The 19,717-nt window shown below is 68.7% G+C and carries 20 protein-coding genes and 1 tRNA gene; 12 read left to right on the top strand and 9 right to left on the bottom strand.

Features of this window, described 5'->3' with window-relative positions; genetic code table 11:
- Positions 1-67: 67 nt before the first annotated feature.
- Together FMM06_RS03090 and FMM06_RS03085 are read right to left on the bottom strand one after the other, a co-directional pair.
- On the bottom strand, positions 68-1,159 hold the full coding sequence (locus FMM06_RS03090; protein WP_268900672.1) for a glycosyltransferase: 1,092 nt from the start codon (positions 1,157-1,159) through the stop codon (positions 68-70).
- Positions 1,160-1,197: 38 nt separating this feature from the next.
- Entirely contained in the window at positions 1,198-2,403 is a 1,206-nt protein-coding gene (locus tag FMM06_RS03085; protein ID WP_143554744.1) for a DegT/DnrJ/EryC1/StrS family aminotransferase, read from the bottom strand.
- A gap of 112 nt (positions 2,404-2,515) precedes the next feature.
- Between FMM06_RS03085 and FMM06_RS03080 the strand changes: the two genes are divergently transcribed.
- The 6 genes from FMM06_RS03080 to FMM06_RS03055 are packed head-to-tail and all read left to right on the top strand — an operon-like array spanning position 2,516 to position 9,496.
- A complete protein-coding gene (locus tag FMM06_RS03080; RefSeq protein ID WP_143554743.1) occupies positions 2,516-3,634 on the top strand; it encodes a glycosyltransferase family protein in 1,119 nt (372 codons plus the stop codon).
- Entirely contained in the window at positions 3,631-4,356 is a 726-nt protein-coding gene (locus tag FMM06_RS03075) for an FkbM family methyltransferase (protein ID WP_143554742.1), read from the top strand. Before FMM06_RS03080 ends, FMM06_RS03075 begins: the two co-directional genes overlap by 4 nt.
- 56 nt (positions 4,357-4,412) lie before the next feature.
- Positions 4,413-5,540 carry a hypothetical protein gene (locus FMM06_RS03070; RefSeq protein ID WP_143554741.1) on the top strand — a complete coding sequence of 376 codons (1,128 nt, stop codon included), beginning with the start codon at positions 4,413-4,415 and terminating at the stop codon, positions 5,538-5,540.
- On the top strand, positions 5,527-7,305 hold the full coding sequence (gene asnB, locus FMM06_RS03065; protein ID WP_143554740.1) for an asparagine synthase (glutamine-hydrolyzing): 1,779 nt from the start codon (positions 5,527-5,529) through the stop codon (positions 7,303-7,305). The genes FMM06_RS03070 and asnB overlap by 14 nt, the downstream gene beginning before the upstream one ends.
- Positions 7,302-7,763, top strand: a complete 462-nt coding sequence (locus FMM06_RS03060) for a hypothetical protein (protein WP_143554739.1) — start codon at positions 7,302-7,304, stop codon at positions 7,761-7,763. Before asnB ends, FMM06_RS03060 begins: the two co-directional genes overlap by 4 nt.
- A complete protein-coding gene (locus FMM06_RS03055) occupies positions 7,763-9,496 on the top strand; it encodes an ABC transporter ATP-binding protein (RefSeq protein WP_235889209.1) in 1,734 nt (577 codons plus the stop codon). Before FMM06_RS03060 ends, FMM06_RS03055 begins: the two co-directional genes overlap by 1 nt.
- A gap of 242 nt (positions 9,497-9,738) precedes the next feature.
- Here FMM06_RS03055 and FMM06_RS03050 read toward each other — a convergent pair.
- Both FMM06_RS03050 and FMM06_RS03045 read right to left on the bottom strand, forming a co-directional pair.
- Positions 9,739-9,811, bottom strand: a tRNA-Thr gene (locus FMM06_RS03050).
- Positions 9,812-9,845: 34 nt separating this feature from the next.
- Complete coding sequence (locus FMM06_RS03045; protein ID WP_143554737.1) at positions 9,846-10,121, bottom strand: BolA family protein; 276 nt, start codon at positions 10,119-10,121, stop codon at positions 9,846-9,848.
- 65 nt (positions 10,122-10,186) lie between these two features.
- Here FMM06_RS03045 and FMM06_RS03040 point away from each other — a divergent pair, with 65 nt between their 5' ends.
- The 4 genes from FMM06_RS03040 (at position 10,187) to cobT (ending at position 14,149) form a co-directional block, all read left to right on the top strand.
- Entirely contained in the window at positions 10,187-10,762 is a 576-nt protein-coding gene (locus FMM06_RS03040) for a J domain-containing protein (protein ID WP_143554736.1), read from the top strand.
- Between the two features lie 73 nt (positions 10,763-10,835).
- A complete protein-coding gene (cobS, locus tag FMM06_RS03035) occupies positions 10,836-11,798 on the top strand; it encodes a cobaltochelatase subunit CobS (protein WP_144237046.1) in 963 nt (320 codons plus the stop codon).
- Entirely contained in the window at positions 11,795-12,295 is a 501-nt protein-coding gene (locus tag FMM06_RS03030) for a DUF3291 domain-containing protein (RefSeq protein ID WP_143554735.1), read from the top strand. The genes cobS and FMM06_RS03030 overlap by 4 nt, the downstream gene beginning before the upstream one ends.
- 6 nt (positions 12,296-12,301) lie before the next feature.
- On the top strand, positions 12,302-14,149 hold the full coding sequence (gene cobT, locus FMM06_RS03025; RefSeq protein WP_143554734.1) for a cobaltochelatase subunit CobT: 1,848 nt from the start codon (positions 12,302-12,304) through the stop codon (positions 14,147-14,149).
- Between the two features lie 136 nt (positions 14,150-14,285).
- Here cobT and FMM06_RS03020 read toward each other — a convergent pair whose 3' ends face one another.
- Positions 14,286-14,591, bottom strand: coding sequence for a hypothetical protein (locus tag FMM06_RS03020; RefSeq protein WP_143554733.1), 306 nt, complete (start codon positions 14,589-14,591; stop codon positions 14,286-14,288).
- 163 nt (positions 14,592-14,754) lie between these two features.
- On the opposite strand from FMM06_RS03020, the gene FMM06_RS03015 reads away from it, so the two are divergent.
- Positions 14,755-15,327 (top strand): glycine zipper 2TM domain-containing protein, encoded by a 573-nt coding sequence (locus FMM06_RS03015; protein ID WP_143554732.1) that lies wholly within the window; start codon positions 14,755-14,757, stop codon positions 15,325-15,327.
- Positions 15,328-15,471: 144 nt separating this feature from the next.
- Here the strand turns inward: FMM06_RS03015 and recQ are convergent, their stop codons facing one another.
- Positions 15,472-17,253, bottom strand: a complete 1,782-nt coding sequence (gene recQ / locus FMM06_RS03010) for a DNA helicase RecQ (protein ID WP_143554731.1) — start codon at positions 17,251-17,253, stop codon at positions 15,472-15,474.
- 36 nt (positions 17,254-17,289) lie between these two features.
- Here recQ and FMM06_RS03005 point away from each other — a divergent pair, with 36 nt between their 5' ends.
- The gene (locus FMM06_RS03005) at positions 17,290-18,318 is read left to right on the top strand and encodes an esterase-like activity of phytase family protein (protein WP_143554730.1); all 1,029 of its coding nucleotides are present in this window, start codon (positions 17,290-17,292) and stop codon (positions 18,316-18,318) included.
- Here the strand turns inward: FMM06_RS03005 and FMM06_RS03000 are convergent.
- The 3 genes from FMM06_RS03000 to FMM06_RS02990 form a co-directional block, all read right to left on the bottom strand.
- On the bottom strand, positions 18,284-18,742 hold the full coding sequence (locus tag FMM06_RS03000; RefSeq protein WP_143554729.1) for a RidA family protein: 459 nt from the start codon (positions 18,740-18,742) through the stop codon (positions 18,284-18,286). The genes FMM06_RS03005 and FMM06_RS03000 overlap by 35 nt on opposite strands.
- 68 nt (positions 18,743-18,810) lie before the next feature.
- Positions 18,811-19,122, bottom strand: a complete 312-nt coding sequence (rpmB, locus tag FMM06_RS02995; RefSeq protein ID WP_143554728.1) for a 50S ribosomal protein L28 — start codon at positions 19,120-19,122, stop codon at positions 18,811-18,813.
- 101 nt (positions 19,123-19,223) lie between these two features.
- Positions 19,224-19,676, bottom strand: coding sequence for a PA2169 family four-helix-bundle protein (locus FMM06_RS02990; RefSeq protein ID WP_143554727.1), 453 nt, complete (start codon positions 19,674-19,676; stop codon positions 19,224-19,226).
- Positions 19,677-19,717: the final 41 nt, after the last annotated feature.

The following is a 19,717-nucleotide window of genomic DNA, read 5'->3' as shown; positions in this document are numbered from 1 at the left end:
AGACCTGAACTCGGGAGCGGACGGACGCGCACTCGCCTTTGGCAATGTCGTCCAGGTCGGTCCGCTCTCACTGCCTCAGCCTGCGGTCCGAGCCGGCTTCCAGAAAGGCAGCCTTGATGACTTCCCCGGCGGCGCGACGCCTTCGCAGCCCCATCAGTAAAAGGCCTTCATCACTCGCTTCGCTCTGATGTGATGCGACCTTCTTGAGCGCATGCAAAAGCATATGCGGATCATGAGGGTCGAAATACGCCGTCACCAGGTCCGAGATTTCTCGGTTGACCGGTAAGTCGGCAACCACCGTTGGCCTGCCGAGTGCAATGCCATGGTGGACCGACCCTCCGCCCGGGCTGCCCTCGAAAAGACTTGGTTGAACGACCGCCGTTGCGTGCCGCATCAGCTTCAACTGATCGGCCTTCGGTAACAGGCCGAGGATGCGGACGTCGTCGGCGATCCCCGCGTCTGCGATCTCAGCCTGAAGCTCGGCAAGATAAGCCGGGTGCCGATGGTCGGAGGTGGCGCCCGTTAAAACGACGTGGATCGGGGCGCCGGTGCGCCGGGCCTCGGCGATCGCGGCAAGCAGGACGCGGTGGTTCTTGTGCTTCCAGAACTGGTTGGAGCACATGAAGAAGGGCCGTTTGATACCGTAGCGCGTCAGGATCGTCGGGTCCTCGTCGAACCACCAGGGCTCGGGGCACGGAGCGAAGGGAATCACGACGATGCGCGCGGCGCTGCCATACTCCCGCAGGATATCGTCACGCACCGCCCCGGCATGCACGAGGACCGTATCCGCATGATGCAGGAGCCGCCGGAAGCCGCGGTCGCGCGCCCGTCGCTCGGCCGGCGAGAACAGCTCCGGCAACTTGCGATGCTGGAGGTCAGCAATATAGCCAACCCACGGTGTCTTCTGGGACTTCGCCTGCGCCGTCCAGAACGGCCCGATGACGTCGGCGTCGTGCCCGTCACCGAGCGGAATGTCCGGGCCGACCAGCTCACGAACCTGCAGGGCGACGGCGTCCGCATCGGACGGTCGCGACCCGACCGCCTGGCGAATAGCGCGAACCGTGCGCCGGAGAGGCCCCGGATCATCCCGTCCCAGAGCGATCTCGATCTGATCACCGTCGGCAGCAGCGACGAGGCACTGGGCGATATGCTGAAACAGGTCGCGCGCGCCCTGCCAGCCCAGAAAAAACTCGGGCGTCAGGCCGATAGTTGCAATGCGGCTTCTCCTCGCGAAGCCAGTTTGCGGATCGCCGCGCAGATCTCGGCGATCGCAGCGTCGGGCAGGGTCGTGAAGGTCGGCAGGTTGATCCCGCTCGCCGCGACCCGGTCGGTGACGGGCAGCTTAGCGCCCTGGCGGGTCGCGGCGTCGAGATAGGGTGGCAGCTGGTGGCTGGGGATGAAGAAGGGTCGCGTTTCGATGCCCAGCGCCGCAAGTCGCGCCATCAGTGCATCGCGCGACATGCCGAACACGACGGCATCGATGGTCATGCTGAACAGCCAGGGCGACTGCCGCGCATCCGGCGTGACGGGTTGCCTGCCGATCCCCGCAATGCCCGCCAGACCTTTTCGATACAGCGCGAAGATCTGCCGTCGGCGGCTCAGCATCGTAGGTGCCCGCTCGAGCTGCGCGCAGAGCAGCGCGCAGGCTATATTGGTCGGACGGAAGTTGTGGCCAATGACGGGGTAGAAATACTGGCGGTCGGGGTCCATGCCCTGGCCGCGCAGCAGCCGCATCCGCGCAAGGAGCCGGGGGTCGGCAGCGGTCACTGCACCGCCCTCGCCCGCGGTCAGGATCTTGTTGCCGTAGAAGGAGAACACCCCGACGTCGCCGAGCGCACCGACCGGCCGGCCCTTGTAGGTTGCGCCGAACGCCTCCGCTGCATCCTCGACGACGAAAAGACCGTGCTGCGCCGCGATGACGTTGATCGCATCCATGTCGGCAGGATGGCCGTAGAGGTGGACGGCGAGGATCGCCCGGGTCCGCGGGGTGATCGCGGCGGCCAGGGCTTGCGGGTCGATGCACCACGTCGCCGGGTCGATATCGACGAAGACGGGCTCGGCGCCGGCAAAGCGCACGGCGTTGGCGGTGGCGACGAAGCTCAGACTGGGGACGAGCACCTCGTCGCCGGGGCCGATGCCCAGGCCCAACATGGCAAGATAGAGAGCCGAGGTACCGTTGCACACTGCCAGAGCACCCGCGCTGCCGACGGCATCGGCAAACTCGCGTTCGAAGCGGTCGACGAACTTGCCTCGCGACGTGATCCAGCCACTGCGCAGCGCCTCGAGAACATAGGCTTCCTCGTTGACGCCGAGATCGGGCTGGGCAAGGGGAATTCGCCTGCTGGCCGTCGGGCGCCGTTCGTCCGGGCCGTCGCGGTCAAGGCTATGGGCGAAATCACTCACCGCTCGACGCTACCCCAAAGCCACAGACTGGTTCACACAGCATGAACGCGTCGCGGCGCGGCGTCCAGTCGCCGCCCTTGCTCTCGCCGCGCGCCGCGGGCACGTTGGCTGCATGGCGCGACTGCTCAAGCTGGGAGTCTATGACGCCGCCTATCTGCATTGCTTCTACCGCGACCGCCCGGCGCTCGTCGGCGCACCCTATGCAGAGCAGCACACTGCGCTGATCGCGGACCGCGCCGCCTCGTCGGATTTCTGGACCGCGGCCCTGACACGACGCGGCTATGCGACGTGCGACCTGATCGCCAACGCAGCGCCGCTGCAGGCGCGCTGGGCGATCGAGAATGGCTTGGCGGCAGATTGCGAGACAGTGTTTGCAGTCACCGCGGCGCAGGTTGCGGCCTTCGCACCGGACATCCTGCTAATCGCGGACTATTCGACCTTCACGCCCGCCTATCTGCGCCAGTTGCGCGCGACCTGTCCGTCGCTGCGGTTGATCGTCGGCTGGTGCGGCGCGCCGTATCGCGACCTCACGGTGATGCGCGAATGGGACATCGCGCTGTCGTGCGTGCCCGAGATCGTCGATGAGTTCCGCGCCGCGGGGCTCGATACGCATCACGTCGACCATGGCTTCGAGCCGCGCATCCTCAAGCAGCTCGCCCCACCCGATTCCGCGTCGGTTGCTTTCAGCTTCATCGGATCGGTGTGGCAGCGCGACGGCTATCACCGGGGGCGCGCCGCACTGCTGGCGCGGCTGGTCGAGGAAACACCGCTCGAAATCTGGTCGCCCTCGGGGGACACGCGGTCGCGTCGGCGCCGCTGGCTCGACCGGTTACGCGGGACACCGCAGGTGCCGGCACTGGCCTCGCCGGACCGCCCGCCGCTGTACGGACTGGCGATGTTCGCGACGCTGCGCGACAGCCATGTCACCTTCAATTCCCATATCGATATCTCGCCGCGCAGCGCCTCCAACATGCGGCTGTTCGAAGCGACGGGGGTCGGTGCCTGCCTGCTGACCGATCGCCGCGACAATCTGAGCGAACTCTTCGCCGATGGCAGCGAGGTCGTGTCCTACGGCTGCGCCGACGAGGCGATCGAGGCCTATGCCTGGCTCGCCGACCATCCGGCCGAACGCGCCGCCATCGCCGCGGCCGGCCAGCGGCGGACGCTCGCAGACCATAATTTCGACCGCCGCGCCGAGCGGCTCGACGCCATCCTCGGCGCAGCGCTGTGAGCACCGCCGATCTCTGGCGAAGGATCGCGGCGCGTCTTCAGCCCGGCGCGGCGTCGTTCGAGGCTGTCGAGCAAGCCGAGCGGGCCTTCTATCACCAGACCGTGCGACCCGGCATGACGGTGTTCGACGTCGGCGCGCATCTCGGCGAACTGAGCCGCCTGTTCGCAAGCCTCGCCGTCGGCGGAACGGTTCACGCCTTCGAGGCGAATCCCGGGGTCGCCGCCGAGCTGCGCGAGAACATACGCGGGATCGCCAATCTCGTCGTTAACGCCGTCGCGGTGTCGGACCATGCAGGCAGCGTCCAGCTCCACAGCTACGACGGGCCGTTCCGTGCCTTCAACTCGCTCGCCGACCGACCCTTCGCCGACTACGGCATCGACCCTGGGCCGGTGCGCCGCGACACGGTGCCTGCGACGACGATCGACGACTATTGCGCGGCGAACGCGATCCGCAGCATCGATCTGCTGAAGATCGACGTCGAGGGGGCCGAGCTGCAGGTGCTGCGCGGCGCGCGCGCCATGCTCGCAGAATCTCGCATCGCCTGCGTGATCTTCGAGTTCGGCCAGGCGACGTTCGACATGGGGAACACGCCCGCTGCGCTCGCGGCCTTTCTCACGGACTGTGGCTACAAGCTCGAAAACCTGATCGCGAACGAGCCGCTATGGCCCGGCGGCAGCGACGTTCGCACCGCGCGCTTCGCGATGCATATCGCGCGACCGTGATAGAGCTGTGTCCCCTGCCGGACGTTTCGACACCCTGCCCAGCTTGCCGTGGGGAGATGACGACGCTGGGATGGTATATGCCAGGCATGCGCCAGCTGGCGCGTGCCCGGTGCGAGCCGTGTGCGCGGGACTGGTTCATCGACCTGCCCGTCGGGCAGGGGCAATTCTCGCCCGTGGCGCTCGATGCGTCGACCGGCGAAACCGTCGATCCTGCCTGTGTGACCTGGTGGTCGGACTGGCTGCGTGACGCCCATCGCCAGCGCAGCGATGCGTCACCCGCCTTTCACATCCGGCAGCATCACCCCGCTACGCGACAGGTCGTCGTCCTCAATTGCATCGACGTCCTGTACGGTCACGCGCTGCTCAAGCTGTTCAACGTGCAGCGCTACCTCGACGCCGGCCAGGTCGACGTCGTCGCGATCGTCCAGCCGTGCATCGCGGCGCTGGTGCCCGACGGCGTCGCCGAGACCTGGGTCGTCGACCTGCCGCTGCGCGATGGCGCGATGTGGAGCGACCGCCTCGCGCGCGATTTCGCCGCCCAGATGACACGCTTTCCCGGTGTCGCGTTCGCCGCCGCGCAGTCGCATCCACACCCCTCGACCTTCTCGATTGAGAATTTCTCCCGCGTTCGCCCATTCGATCCCGCGTCCTGGAGCGAGCTGCCGCCGACGCTGACCTTCATCTGGCGCGAGGATCGCCTGTGGCTGCCGGGGCTGCCCCGTTTCACGGCGCGGCACCACCAGACGCGCGCCGTGATCGATCTGCTGACCATGCTCCGCCGCCGCCTACCCGCACTCGACGTCGCGGTCGCGGGGATTGGCGCGCCGGGCGGCCTACCCGAGTGGATCGCCGACCATCGCGTGCCCAAACCATATGCCGCCAGCGACCGCGACTGGCTGGCGCGCTACGCCGAGAGCCACGTCGTCGTCGGGGTGCACGGCTCAAACATGATCCTGCCGTCGGCGCATGCGGGCAGCTGCTTCGAGCTGATCGGCGGCGACCGTTCGGGCAACTTCCTGCAGGACATCGTCTTCAACGGCAGCGACCCGCGCGACCTGTTCTTCCGGACACGCTTCATGCCCATCGAGACGTCTCCCGCGGCTCTGGCGGAGAGCATCGCCTTCGTCATCGAGCGCTACCCACAGTTTCGCGACCTCATGCCGGGCCCCGATGTGCGGCATTAGCGGCATCGTCGCCGCCGCGCCGTTGACGCCGCCGCAACGCGCCGCCGTCGCGCGGATAGGCGACGCGCTCGTGCATCGGGGTCCCGACGGTGACGGGGTTTTCGATGCAGAGCATGTCGCGCTGGCGATGCGGCGGCTGGCGATCGTCGACCTGGCCGGGGGAACGCAACCCATGTTCAGCGACGACGGCAGCATCGCGGTCGTCTTCAACGGCGAGATCTACAATCACGCCGCCCTGCGCGCGCAGCTCGGCGGCGCGTTCCGCAGCGGCGGCGACGGCGAGGTCATCGCTGCGCTGTACCAACGGCACGGCCTCGACTTCGTCGATCATCTGCGCGGCATGTTCGCGATTGCGCTGTGGGACGAGAACCGCCGGCGGCTCGTGCTGACGCGCGACCGGATGGGCGAGAAGCCGCTTTACCTGTGCGAGGTCGGCCGCGCGCTGGTCTTCGCGTCGGAGATGAAGGCGCTGCTGCGATCGGAGCTGGTCGAGGCGCGGCTCGATTCCGCAGCAGTCGATCGATACTTCCACATCCAGTACGTACCCGAGCCGCAAACCGCTATCACCGGGGTCCGCAAGCTCGATGCAGGCACGATGCTGGTCGTCGACGTCGCCCCCTGGCAGGTCCGCGAGCATCGCTACTGGCGGATGGCCGACGCGCCAGCGATTACGGGAGACCCTCCCAAGGTCATCGCCGCAGCACTCGACGAGGCTGTCGAACTCGCGACCCGCGCCGACGTGCCGGTTGGGGTCGCGCTGAGCGGCGGGCTTGATTCGAGCCTGGTCGCCGCACTCGCAGCGCGGCACCGGCCCGTCACGGCCTTCACGGTCGGCTATGCCGGACGCCCACCGAGCGACGAGCGGCACGTCGCGCGCGACTTCGCACAGCTGGCAGGTCTCGACTTTCATGAGGTCGAGATCGCGACCGCCGACGTCGTCGATAGCTTCGGCGAGCTCGTCGCGGCCGCCGACGACCCCGTCGCCGACATCGCGGGGTTCGGCTATTTCGCAGTGATGCGCGCCGCCCGCCGTCACGGCGTGCAGGTCATGCTGAAGGGCCAGGGCGGCGACGAGCTGTTCTGGGGCTACTCCGAGCTGCGTGCGGCGCGCACGGCGGCGCACCGTTCGCGGTTATGGCGGAAGATTACCGGGCAAGGCGCATCGCCTGTGCGATTCTACGAACATGCACCGGATTACCGCCATGCGAGGCAGCATGCTGCCAAACAGTACAGTCTCGATTTCGCCGCACGGCTGGCTGTCGCGCCGAACCGGGACCTCGCCGTCGCGACCGACGACGGCATCGATGTCGCGCTGACCGCGGCGATCTGCGCGACCTATCTGCGCGGCAACGGTATTGTCCAGGGCGACCGCCTTGCGATGGCATCGTCGGTCGAGCTGCGCCTGCCGCTGCTCGATCACGGGCTGGTCGAAACCATCGTCGGCCTGCGCAAGAGTCGCAGCGACGGCGGCCTGCCCCCCAAGGCGTGGCTCAAGGCGGCCGCTAGGGGCCTCGTGCCCGACAGCATCATCGACGCCCCCAAGCGCGGCTTTGAGCCCCCTGTGGCCGCGTGGCACGCAGCGCTGTTCGCGGCGCACGGTACGATGCTGATCGATGGCGCGCTGGTCGGTGCCGGCGTCCTCGACGGCGCGGCGGCGCGGGAGCTGGCCAAGGGCGCCTTCCCCTCCGGCGCGATCTCCCCGCTGTCGTTCAAGGCGCTGGTCCTCGAACATTGGTGGCGCGCGATGCTAGGGTGCGCGCCATGACCACAGGCCTCACCATGCGTCCGCTTGATGCCGGTGACGTGGCAATCATCCGCGACCTGATCGACGCCCAGCCGGAGGAGTATCTCCGCTTCTTCCACGCCTTCGGCAGCGACGCCGCCGCGACCGCCGCGCTGCTCGCCGCGACGCGCCGCGACGTCTATTCGGGGCTGTTCTGGGGCGGCGCGCTGATCTGCATCGTCAGCCTGCGCGGCTGGGACGAGGGCTATGACATCCCCGCGTTCGGCCTGGCCGTCAGCGCCGCCTTCAGAGGCCGCGAGGTGCTCGACGTCGCCATGGCCTCGGCGCGCCTGACCAGCCGTCTGGCCGGCGCGACGCGGATGATGTGCAAGGTGCATCCCGCCAATGCAGCCGCAGTGCGCGGAGCCGCCAAAATGGGCTTCACAGCGTCGCATGCCGAGGCGGGCACGGGCAATATCGTCTATTACCTCGATTTGTGATGGTACCGCATCTGCGCACCCTCGCGGCGCTGCTCGACCGGCGCGGGCGACGCGCGCTGAGCCTGATCGCGGTACTGACGGTGGGCGCGGCGGGGCTCGAGATGCTGACCGTCGCGCTGGTCTATCCACTGTTGCAATTGATCGGGTCGAAGAGCGTCGGCGACGGCCGGGCGCTGATCGCGGCATCGGGTGGCTTCCTCGCGCTGGTCGTCGTGAAGAGCGTTTACAACTTCGGGCTGCTGCGGTTTCAGGAGGGCTGGTATCAGCGCGTCTCGGCCGACATCTCGCGGCGGCTGCTGCACCGCTACATGGCCGCGCCCTGGCTCCGCCATCTCGAGCGCAATACCGCGGCGCTGATCGGCATCGCCGACGGCGCTGCCACCTGGCCGCTCGTGACGACCTTGCGCAGTCATATCGTGCTGGTCACCGAGGGGCTCGTGCTGGTCGGCGTTCTCGGCGTCATGCTGTGGGCGGCGCCGCTGCCGATGCTCGTCGCGACGAGCACCGTCGGTGGCGTCTTCTGGCCCGTATCCCGCTACAGCAGCCGCCGCCTGCATGCGCTCGGCGAACAGGGCACCGCCGTCGTCGCCGACCGCGTCCAGGCCATCCGGCACGCGCTCGACGGGTTGCGTGAAATCCGTATTCTCGGCCGCCCGGCGTGGTTTGAGGCCCGATATGCCGAGGCACGCACCCGCGACGGCGCGGTGCAGCAGCAGCTCAACATGCTGTTCGCCCTGCCACGCCTCGTCCTCGAGCCGCTGATCGTCATGGCGTGGGTCGCCGTCATCGTCGGGCTGGTCACCCTGCGCCCCGACCAGCTGGGCGATGCGGTCGCCGTGCTCGGCCTGTTCGCGATCGGCGGACTTCGGCTGATCCCGTCGCTGACGCGGACCCTCGGCGCGGTGGCGAGCATAAAGGCGTATCGCCCGGCAATCGAGGCAATCAGCGCCGACTTGGCCGCCTACCCCGCCGCCACCGAGTCGCCGCAGCGTCCGCTTGCCGACCTCGCCGAGGCGATTCGCATCGAGGGCGTCGGCGTAGACTTCGGGGGCGCGACGCAGGCTGCCCTCGACGGCGTCTCGTTGACTATCCGCAAGGGGCAGTCGATCGGCATCGTCGGCGCATCGGGGGCGGGCAAGTCGACGTTGCTCGACGTCATGCTCGGCCTCGTGCCCCCGGCGCGTGGCCGGGTGACCATCGACGGGGTCGATATCGCGTCGGACCTGGCCGGCTGGCAGCGGCAGATCGCCTATGTGCCGCAACACGTCACGATCATCGACGCGACGCTCCGCGCCAACATCGCCTTCGGTCTCGCCGACGCCGACATCGACGACGAGCAGCTGCACCATATCGTCGGGCTCGCCCAGCTCGAGGGCGTCGTCGCGGTGCACGGCCTCGACGGGGCGGTCGGCGAGGATGGCTGCCGCCTGTCGGGTGGCGAGCGGCAACGCGTCGGTCTCGCCCGCGCGCTCTACACTGCGCGGCCGGTACTGATCCTCGACGAAGCGACATCGGCCCTCGACAGCGAAACCGAGCGAGCCATCGGTGCCACGCTCCAGGCTTTGCGTAGAAAGCGCACGACGATAACGGTAGCCCACCGGCTGGCAACCGTCCGCGCGTGCGACGTGATCGTCTTCATGTCCGCCGGCCGCATCGTCGATCACGGCCAGTTCGATGACCTCGTGGCCCGAGACCCGATCTTCGAAAGATTCGTGACCTCGGGCTGGCAGTAGGGTGACGCCTTGTACGACTGACGGCACGTCGTGCGGAAGATTACTGGACGCCGGGCAAGGCCGTCACGTCAAAGTTGCGCAATCTCGCCTTCGGCGATCGCCAAACTAGGCCACGCCGGCAGCTTAGCGGCCGGATCGTTGCGGATCACCAGTGGCAACGCTGTTCGCTAGCAGCGCTCGCGCCTGTTGGGAAACCATTAGCGAAGGACATCGCCGCCCAACTAAACTAGCAATTCAGACGGTGCCGGCTGCAGGAATCGAACCCGCGACCCCCTGATTACAAATCAGGTGCTCTACCATCTGAGCTAAGCCGGCGTTGGCGTCGCGCTATGCCCAGCGCGGGCGGCGGTCAAGCCTCGCCGGGGGCGTGGGCTTCGATGACGAGGGCGTGGACGCGGTCGGGGGCGATCAGGTCGCCGAGTGCCGCATAGACCGCGCGGCTGCGCGCGACGCGCGACTGGCCCGCGAAGGCGTCCGACACGATGCGCACGGTGAAGTGGCTTTCGCCCTCGCCCGAATGGCCGGCGTGGCCGCTGTGGTCGTCGCTGTCGTCGATGACCGTCAGGCTGGCCGGCGCCAGGGCCGCGACGAGACGCCGCTCGATTTCGTCTGCACGCGCGCCCATCGACCATCTCCCGTCGTTGAGGCTAATCCCTATATCTCGAAGTTCGTTCCCGCCAGTGAGTCAGCTTGTCCGATCATCCCCGCCCCCGCCCGCGCTTCCACGGCCGCGTCGACCTGCCCGAGGGTACGCCGTGCGGACACCCCGGCTGCGACCAGCCCGCCGAGTTCCGTGCACCCGCGTCGAACCGCGTCGCGGGGCATGTCGGCGGGTGGCAATGGCTGTGCCTCGACCATGTCCGCGAGTTCAACGCGGGGTATAACTTTTTCGACGGCATGAGCCCCGACGCGATCAGCGAGGCGCAATCGCCGCTCGCGGGCTGGGCGCACGTCGTCCACGACGTCAACGGCTATAAGTTCAACGATCCGCTGAACGCTCTGCACGGCAAGTTCGGGCAGGATGCCTTTGCCGGACGGCGCACCAAGGCGGGCGTCGTGCTGGCCGAGGCCGACGTGCGGGCGCTGAAAGTGCTCGGCCTCGACGCCGCCGCGAGCTTCGTGACGATCAAGCGCGCGTACAAGGCGCTGGTGCGGCAATTTCACCCTGACACCAATGGCGGCGACCGCAGCCACGAGCGGCGGTTGCAGGACGTGGTGCAAGCCTATACGCACCTGCGGTCCGCCCCCGCCTTCAAGACCGCCTGAGGTTAGTCACTTGGCCACCGTTCTCAACGCCGACAGCGATACGCCCGACGCTCACGACCACGCGCCCGCCGCGATGGCCGCGCCCGACATGCATGTCGATGCGCGTGCGGTGTTCGGGGTCGACGTCGATTTCCAGGTGCCCGCCTTTTCGGTCGCCGACGAGCGCGTCCCCGACCTCGACCCGGCGTACGTGTTCGATCCCGACACGACGCTGGCGATCCTCGCGGGCTTCGCCTTCAACCGCCGCGTCATGGTCCAGGGTTTTCACGGCACCGGCAAGTCGACGCACATCGAGCAGGTTGCGGCACGGCTGAACTGGCCGTGCATCCGCATCAACCTCGACAGCCACATCAGCCGCATCGACCTGGTCGGCAAGGACGCCATTGTCCTCCGCGAGGGCAAGCAGGTCACCGAATTCCGCGAAGGCCTGCTGCCCTGGGCGCTGCAGACGCCGACGGCGCTCGTGTTCGACGAATATGACGCCGGCCGCCCCGACGTGATGTTCGTCATCCAGCGCGTGCTCGAGGTCGAGGGCAAGCTGACCCTGCTCGACCAGAACCGCGTGATCCGCCCGAACCCGTTCTTCCGCCTGTTCGCCACCGCGAACACCGTCGGGCTGGGCGACACGACCGGCCTGTATCACGGCACGCAGCAGATCAACCAGGGCCAGATGGACCGGTGGAACGTGGTCACGACGCTCAACTATCTGGCGCCCGCGGTCGAGACCAGGATCGTCGTCGCCAAGGCCCCGGGCTTCGATACCGAGGCGGGCCGCAAGCAGGTCGCCAACATGGTCAAGGTCGCCGACATGACGCGCCAGGGCTTCATGTCGGGCGATATCTCGACCGTGATGAGCCCGCGCACCGTGCTGACCTGGGCGCAGAACGCCGGGATCTTCAAGAACATCGGCTTCGCCTTCCGCCTGAGCTTCCTCAACAAGTGCGACGAGGCCGAGCGGTCGATCGTCGCGGAATACTACCAGCGCGTGTTCGGCGAAGACCTGCCCGAGAGCGTGGCGGTCAAGGGCAAGCGGTGAGCCGCTGGCAGCTCGCGCAGACCAACGTCGGGCGGCTCGCCGCACCGAAGGGTGACGCGCGAGTGGCGGAGTTCTTCGCCGAGCTCGATGCGGTCAACGCGCTCGCCGATGCGAGCCCTGGCTTCGTCTGGCGGCTGAAGGGCGAGGGCAACGACGCAACCGACCTGCAGCCGACGCCCGACCCGCTGTTCATCGTCAATATCTCGGTCTGGACCGACGCCGAAGCGCTGTTCGACTACGTCTATCGCAGCGGCCACACGACGCGCATGGCAAAGCGCCGGTCGTGGTTCGAACGTTTCGACGGCGCGTTCCAGGCGCTGTGGTGGGTTCCCGCCGGGTATCGCCCGACTGTCGACGAGGCCTTGTCGCGCCTGTGGATACTCGACCGCTACGGCCCGAGCCCGCAGGCTTTCACCTTCAAGGCGCGCTTCCCCGCCGACGCCGCCGGACCGCCGGTCGACATGCAGCCCGACCCGTGGTGCGTCGGGCGGGCCTAGACTGCGATGCCCGCCCCCGAAAACCCCCTCGAAGATTTCCGCGTCGCTCTCGCCGCGACGCTGCGCGCGCTCGGGCACGAGCCCGACTTCGAGCTGGCGTACACCGCCGACAAGCCGTCGTGCTACGGCGACCAGGCGCGCGTGCCGCAGCCGACGCGGTCGCTGCCGCCCGAGCAGGTCGCCGAGGTGCGCGGCTATGCCGATGCCTTCGCGCTGCGCAAGCGCCACCACGACGCGAAGCAGCACGCCGCCGACCTGCCCGACGCAGGCGTCGGGCGCGACATCTTCAACGCCGTCGAGCAGGCGCGGATCGAGGCGATCGGGTCGGGCGACATGGCAGGCGTCGCGCTCAACCTCGACCGCATGACCGAGGCGCGGGTACGCAGCGACGCGATCGTCCGCGCGCGCACCCCCGACGAGGTCCCGATGGCGACGGCGCTGGGCCTCGTTGTGCGCGAGCGGCTGACCGGCCAGGCGGTGCCGCGCCTCGCCGAGGGGCCGGTCGCGATGGTGCGCGCCGAGATCGAGGCCAAGGCGGGGGGCAGCCTCGACACGCTGTTGGCCAACATCGGCGACCAGGCGGCGTTCGGGCTGGCGTGCAAGCGCGTGCTGAGCGACCTGGGGCTGGGCATCGACCCCGATGCCGACCCCGAGCCCGACGACGGCGGCGAGGAGGAGGATGCCGAGGACGAGGCCCCCGGCGACGACGGCGACGCGCAGGACGACGCCGGATCGTCGGCCGACCAGTCGGTCGAGACGCGCGCCGAACAGTCCGACGAGCCCCCCTCCGACGATACCGAGACGCGCGACGTCGACATGGAGGCCGACCAGGTTTCCGAGGCCGAGATGGGCGAGGAAGGCCGCGAGGGCATGACCCCGTGGCGCCCCAACACGCCGCTCAGCGACCTGCCGCCCGACTTCGACTATTCGAGCTACACGACCAAGTACGACGAGACGGTCGGCGCCGAGGAGCTGTGCGACCCCGAGGAGCTGACGCGGCTGCGCGGCTATCTCGACCAGCAGCTCGTGCATCTCCAAGGGGCGGTGACCAAGCTGGCGAATCGCCTGCAGCGCCGTTTGATGGCGCAGCAGAACCGTGCGTGGGACTTCGACCAGGAAGAGGGGATGCTCGACGCCGCGCGGCTCGGGCGGATCATCACCAACCCGATGCACGCGTTGAGCTACAAGATCGAGCGCGACACCAAGTTTCGCGACACGGTGGTCACGCTGCTGATCGACAATTCGGGGTCGATGCGCGGGCGGCCGATCTCGATCGCCGCGATCTGCGCCGACATCATGGCGCGGACGCTCGAGCGCTGCGCGGTCAAGACCGAGATCCTGGGCTTCACCACCCGCGCGTGGAAGGGCGGGCAGTCGCGCGAGGCGTGGCTGGCGGCGGGGCGGCCGGCCAAGCCCGGGCGGCTCAACGACCTGCGGCACATCATCTACAAGGCCGCCGACGCGCCGTGGCGGCGGGCGCGCAAGAACCTCGGCCTGATGATGCGCGAAGGATTGCTGAAGGAAAATATCGACGGCGAGGCGCTGCTGTGGGCGCACGCCCGGCTGCTTGCGCGGCCCGAGGACCGGCGGATCCTGATGGTGATCTCGGACGGCGCGCCGGTCGACGACTCGACGCTGTCGGTCAACACCGGCTCGTATCTGGAGAAGCACCTGCGCCAGGTGATCAAGTGGATCGAGGGACGCTCACCGGTCGAGCTGGTGGCGATCGGGATTGGGCACGACGTGACGCGCTATTACGCGAAGGCGGTGACGATCATGGATGCCGAGCAGCTGGGGGGGACGATTGTCGACCAGCTGGCTGGGTTGTTTGAGGAAGGTCGTTCAGGGAAGTAAGGGCGTCGCGGCGAAGCCGCGCCGTCGGACAGCACCGGGCGGTGGTCGCCCGGGCCGCCGGCCGGCCTTGCGCGAGTCCGAGCTGAAGGCGGAATTCGCGAAGAGCAAATTCCGCCGTCAGCTTGGCCGCGCTACGTCAGCGGCGACGGCAGCTCTTTTCGGTCGCACGCCCGATCTGGTTCCCGGCAACCGCGCCGACACCTGCGCCGAGCAGCGATTCGCCGACATTGCCGCCGAGCAGCGCTGCACCGGCACCCGCGCCGACCGCGCCGATCACCGTGCCGCGCTTGCCGGCGCGGTCACGCGCGCGCTTGCACGCCGCATAGCTCGAATAGCTCTGGTCGCCGTAGTAATAGCGGTCGTTCTTGCGGGCCTGGACGGGCACTGCGGCGAACGACGCGGCGGCGAATGAGGCGATGACGAGACTGTTGATGATGCGCATGGCAAGCTCCTTGTGTGACCGTAACGTCCGCACAATGTAGATTGCCCAAGCTTGGTTCCCGGTGAACGCAGCGTTCAGAGGCGGTTCACGCCGCGGGCACGAATATTCGAGGGTGCCGGAGACGTTTCGAGATTCGGCAAGGTAAGCGTCGAGGAGAATTGGGATGAAGACTTTACTCATCGCACTCGCGGGCGTGGTCACGCTGACGGCGACTCCGGCCCTGGCCGATCGCGGTGATCGCGGTGGCTACAGCCGCGGCGATCACGACCGCGGCAGCAGCTATCGCGGTGGCGGCTATCGTGGCGACCATTATCGCGGCGATCGCTACCGCGGCGACGGCTATCGCGGCCATTCGTATCGCAGCGGCTACCGCGGCCACTACGGGCGCGACTATTACCGCCCGGCCTATCGTAGCGGCTATCGCGGCTACTACGGGCGTCCGTACCGCAACCGCGTCGTCGTCGTTCCCGCCTATGGCTATGGCGGCGGCTATTACGATGGCTACTACGGCGGCGGCTACGGCGGTCCGGTCGCCTATTACGACGACGGCTATCGCGGCGGGCGCGGCTACTACCGCTGCCGCACCAGCGGCCGTGGCACGGTCCTCGGCGCCATTGCGGGCGGCCTGATCGGCAACGCCGCGAGCAGCCGCTACGACCGCGGCGCAGGCACGGTCATCGGCGCCGGGATCGGCGCGGTGGCTGGTACGGCCATCGAGCGCGACGGACGTTGTTGAGCTGAAGCGCGGCCGCGCGTAGTGCGGTAAACGCGGCTTCGCGTTTCCTGCACTACGCGCGGACTCGCGCGAAGCCGGCCGGCGGCCCGGGCGACCACCGCCCGGTGCCGTCCGACGGCGCGGCTTCGCCGCGACGCCCCTGACCTACCCCCTCAACACCCCCAAGAACGCCGCGCCATAAGCCTCGAGTTTGCGCGCCCCCACCCCCGAAATCTGCCCCAGCGCGTCCATCGTCTGCGGCCGCTCGCTCGCCATCGCGCGCAGCGTCGCGTCGTGGAAGATGACGTAGGGCGGCATCCCAGCCTCGGCCGCGATCTCGCGCCGCACGCGCCGCAGCTCGTCGAACAGCGCGCCCTCCTCATCCGAAAGCCCCGCCGGCGGCACCCCCGGCGCGCGGCGGCGGCGCTCGCGTTCGGGCCGCGCCGCCTCGATGCGGAGCTCGACGGGCGTGTCGCCCTTCAGGATCGCCTTGGCGCGCGGCCCCAGCTTCAGCCCGCCGTACTCGGGATCGCGGATCAGCGCCTCGCCTGCCTCGAGCTGCCGCGCCAGCGACCGCCAGGCGTTGGCGTCGAGCTCGCCGCCGATGCCGAACACCGACAGCGCGTCATGCCCGAACTTGCGGACCTTCTCGCCCGCCGTCCCGTGCAGCACCTCGACCAGATGCCCGACCCCGAAGCGCTGACCTGTCCGGACAACTGCCGACAGCAGCTTGCGCGCGGCTTCCGTCGCGTCGCGCATCGCGGGCGGTGATAGGCAGGTATCGCAGTTACCGCACGGCGGCGGCGCAGGCTCGCCGAAATAGGTCAGCAGGGGCACGCGCCGGCACCCGCTCGTCTCGCAGAAGGCGATCAGCGCGTTGAGGCGCGCGGTGTCGGCGGCGATCTTCTCCGCTCCGCCCTCGCCGATGAAGCCGCGGGCGCGCGCGATGTCGTCGGCGCCGTAGAGCAGGTGCGCGACCGCCGGGTCGCCGTCGCGACCTGCCCGGCCCGTCTCCTGATAATAGGCCTCGATCGACTTGGGAAGGCCGAGGTGCGCGACGAAGCGCACGTCGGGCTTGTCGATGCCCATGCCGAAAGCGATCGTCGCGACCATCACCATGTCCTCGGCGCGGACGAAGGCATCCTGGTTGCGCGCCCGCTCCACGCCGTCGAGGCCGGCGTGATAGGCGCGCGCGTTGATGCCGTGCGCGACCAGCGCGGCAGCCGTCTTGTCGGTCTGGCTGCGCGTCGAGGCATAGACGATCCCTGAACGCCCGCGCTGCGTGTCGAGGAAGGCCAGCAGCTGCTTCGCGGCGTTGACCTTGGGGGCGACCTCGTAGCGGATGTTGGGCCGGTCGAAGCCGGCGACGACCATGCGGTCGGGTGCGATACCGAGTTGGTCGAGGATGTCGGCGCGCGTCGCGACGTCGGCGGTGGCGGTCAACGCGATGCGCGGGGTGCCGGGCAGCAGGTCGCACAGCGCGCGCAGCTGGCGATATTCGGGGCGGAAGTCGTGGCCCCACTGGCTGACGCAATGCGCCTCGTCGATCGCCACCAGCGCGATGTCGCTGCGCGCGATGAGCTGGCGGAACCCCGGCATCGCGGCGCGCTCGGGCGCGACGTAGAGCAGGTCGAGCTGACCGTTCTGCAGCGCGTCGATCGTCTCGCCGCCGTCGCCCGACTGGCTGTTGAGCGCCGCCGCGCGCACGCCGTAGGCCCGGAGCGCGCGGACCTGGTCGTTCATCAGCGCGATCAGCGGCGACACGACGAGCGCGCACCCCGGCCGCACCAGCGCCGGCACCTGGTAGCACAGCGACTTGCCGGCGCCCGTGGGCATGATCGCGAGCGCGTCGAGCCCGGCGCAGACATCGCGGACGATGCCTTCCTGTTGCCCGCGGAAACTGGGGAAGCCGAAGACTTCGTGGAGCACTTGTTCGGGGGATCGCATCGCCGCTGCTGGTAGCGGCTGCGCGCCCGCGATGCTATGCGCGCGGGCGAAATGTGGCCGCGAATTCTTCTGGTGCTGGCGGGCGGTGTCGTGGTGGGCGGCGTGCTCGCCGCAGCACCGCCCGCCGCCGACGGGGTCGCGCCGCTGCCCCTTACCGCGACGCCCGTGCCGCTCGCGCCGCGCGACCCGGCGGTGCGTGACGTTGGGCGGCTGCGCTACATGGGCGGGGTCGAGCTGCAATCGACCAACGTGACGTTCGGCGGCCTGTCGGGGCTGGCGGCGGGGCGCGACGGCTGGCTGCTCGCGGTCAGCGACACCGGCAACTGGGTGGGCTTCCGGACGGTCGAGAAGCACGGGCGGCTGGTCGGCGTGACTGACGGCGTCATTGCCCCCCTGCTCGACGAGATCGGCGGCGCGGCACTGGTCAAGAAGGCCGGCGATGCCGAGGCGGTGGTGTGGGACGCCGACGGCACCGCGTCGGTCAGCTTCGAGCAGGACGACCGCATCGCGGTCTATCCGCGCATCGATCCGGCGCGCCCCGACAGCCTGCGCACCCGCGCCGCGCGCATCATCCGCACGCCCGCGACGAGCGGCTGGCCCGACAATGGCGGCGGCGAGACGCTGGTGCGGCTGAGCGACGGCACGTTGCTGTGGTTCGCGGAGGACGGGCAGGACGCCGAGGGACGCTCACCCGCGCTGCGGATTGCGCCCGACGGCACGGTATCGGCGCTGCTCTACGCCGCCCCGACTGGCTTCCGCCCGACCGACGCCGCCGAAGTCGCGCCGGGCCGGGTGCTGATCGTCAACCGCCGCTTCACGCCGATGGAGGGCATGTCGGCAGTGGTCACGCTGGCCACTGTGGCGCCGGTGATGCAGGGCGAGGTCGTCGCGCGTCTCGTGCCGCCGCTGACTACCGACAATATGGAGGGGATTGCCGTGATGCGCGCGGACGGCCGCACCTTCGTCTATCTGGCGTCGGACGATAATTTCGCCGGCTACCAGCGCACCCTGCTGCTCAAGTTCGAGCTGCTCAACGCTTCGCCGGCTTCCGCGCGACGACCTTGATCTCGGTGATCCCGCTCGGCTCGAATAGCTTCGAGATCTGGATCGCTGTCCACGCCGGGAAAGGCGCCTTCACATAGCGGTTCTTGACAGCCGAGATCGCCGCCGCCTGGCCGGCGAGGTCGGTGTGGTAGGTCGTCATGTCGACGACATCGTCCCAGCTCGCACCGCTGCGCTTCAGGATCGCCGGGATCTGGGCGAAGGCGCGCTCATAGGCGGGCTCCATGTCGGCCGGCGTCGCGGCAGGGCCGGCGATGACGCCCGATAGATAGATGGTGTCGCCCGCGATGACCGCGCCGGCGTAGCCGTACTGCTGCTGCTGCGCGAGCGCCCGGGGGTCGGTCGGCATGATGACGTTCGCCGGATCGCGCGCGGTCGCTGCGGTGGCGGTCAGCAGGGCGAGCGCAGCGAGGTAGCGGGCAGACATGAAACGGCTCCAGCAGGGGTATCCCCCGCTAGAGCCGGTCGATCAGTTTCGCAATGCCCGTAACGAAATCAGGCGGCGGGAGCGGCCTCGGCGGCGGTCGCGGCGACCTTCTTCTTGATCTCGCGGCGCAGCTTCTGCGCGCGATCCGACAGCTTCTCGGCGCGGGTCTTGATCAGCCAGTTGTCGAGGCCGCCGACATGCTCGACCGAACGCAGGCCGTTCATCGAGACGCGCAGACGCACCGAGCGGCCCAGGATGTCCGACATCAGCGTGACGTTCTGCAGGTTGGGCAGGAAGACGCGCTTGGTCTTGTTGTTGGCGTGGCTGACGTTGTGGCCGACCATGCGCCCCTTGGCGGTCAGTTCGCAGATGCGCGACATCGTTCGTTCCTACAGGATCAGTTCTGGAAAGCGGTGGCGCATAAGGAAAAGCCGGCGCGCCGTCAAGGCGCACCGGCTCTTCTTTGCCGTCTAAGCGTGGCTTAGTTGGCGCCCTGCAGCGAGTGCTTGAGGTCGCGCATCTCGTCGTGGCCGCGCTTCACCGACGTATAGCATGCCTCGATCGTGTCGCGCACGCCCGGCGACAGCTCGCGGTCGTCGAGAGCGTCCTCGAACTTCGCCTTGATGTGATCCTCGCCCGCCTCGACCTCGTTGACGATCGCCTTGTCGTCATGGCCGGTCAGCGTCGCCTTCAGGTTGAGGAACATGCGGTGGGCACCCGCCAGCGCGGTGCCGTCGTCCTGCGGCTCGCCGCCCAGGCGGGCGACCTCGGCCTGCAGCTGCGTCGCGATGGCGCGACGCTCGGCGGCGTTGGCGGTGAAGCGCGCGGTGTAGCTCGTGTCCTCCTTGGCGGCTTCGGTGTAGCCGTCAACGCTGTCGATCGTCGTGGCGATCAGCGAATTGAGGGTCGAGATGTCGTGGTCGGTGCCGGCCATGGTCGGAATTCCTTGAAGTTGGACCGGCCTAACGCGTCGCG

It is taken from the genome of Glacieibacterium frigidum (assembly GCF_007097155.1).
Lineage (GTDB): Bacteria > Pseudomonadota > Alphaproteobacteria > Sphingomonadales > Sphingomonadaceae > Glacieibacterium > Glacieibacterium frigidum.
The sequence above is the reverse complement of the archived record's forward strand: the minus strand, read 5'-3'. Positions and strand labels throughout refer to the sequence as shown.

Bases quoted from the DNA above. Each gene is read 5' to 3' on its own strand.
- asnB (WP_143554740.1), top strand. From the start codon at position 5,527: ATGTGCGGCATTAGCGGCATCGTCGCCGCCGCGCCGTTGACGCCGCCG.
- FMM06_RS03000 (WP_143554729.1), bottom strand. From the start codon at position 18,742: ATGTCTGCCCGCTACCTCGCTGCGCTCGCCCTGCTGACCGCCACCGCA.
- cobS (WP_144237046.1), top strand. From the start codon at position 10,836: ATGGCCGCGCCCGACATGCATGTCGATGCGCGTGCGGTGTTCGGGGTC.
- FMM06_RS03055 (WP_235889209.1), top strand. From the start codon at position 7,763: ATGGTACCGCATCTGCGCACCCTCGCGGCGCTGCTCGACCGGCGCGGG.
- FMM06_RS03015 (WP_143554732.1), top strand. From the start codon at position 14,755: ATGAAGACTTTACTCATCGCACTCGCGGGCGTGGTCACGCTGACGGCG.
- recQ (WP_143554731.1), bottom strand. From the start codon at position 17,253: ATGCGATCCCCCGAACAAGTGCTCCACGAAGTCTTCGGCTTCCCCAGT.
- cobT (WP_143554734.1), top strand. From the start codon at position 12,302: ATGCCCGCCCCCGAAAACCCCCTCGAAGATTTCCGCGTCGCTCTCGCC.
- FMM06_RS03080 (WP_143554743.1), top strand. From the start codon at position 2,516: ATGGCGCGACTGCTCAAGCTGGGAGTCTATGACGCCGCCTATCTGCAT.
- FMM06_RS02990 (WP_143554727.1), bottom strand. From the start codon at position 19,676: ATGGCCGGCACCGACCACGACATCTCGACCCTCAATTCGCTGATCGCC.
- rpmB (WP_143554728.1), bottom strand. From the start codon at position 19,122: ATGTCGCGCATCTGCGAACTGACCGCCAAGGGGCGCATGGTCGGCCAC.
- FMM06_RS03070 (WP_143554741.1), top strand. From the start codon at position 4,413: ATGACGACGCTGGGATGGTATATGCCAGGCATGCGCCAGCTGGCGCGT.
- FMM06_RS03020 (WP_143554733.1), bottom strand. From the start codon at position 14,591: ATGCGCATCATCAACAGTCTCGTCATCGCCTCATTCGCCGCCGCGTCG.
- FMM06_RS03060 (WP_143554739.1), top strand. From the start codon at position 7,302: ATGACCACAGGCCTCACCATGCGTCCGCTTGATGCCGGTGACGTGGCA.
- FMM06_RS03005 (WP_143554730.1), top strand. From the start codon at position 17,290: ATGCGCGCGGGCGAAATGTGGCCGCGAATTCTTCTGGTGCTGGCGGGC.
- FMM06_RS03045 (WP_143554737.1), bottom strand. From the start codon at position 10,121: ATGGGCGCGCGTGCAGACGAAATCGAGCGGCGTCTCGTCGCGGCCCTG.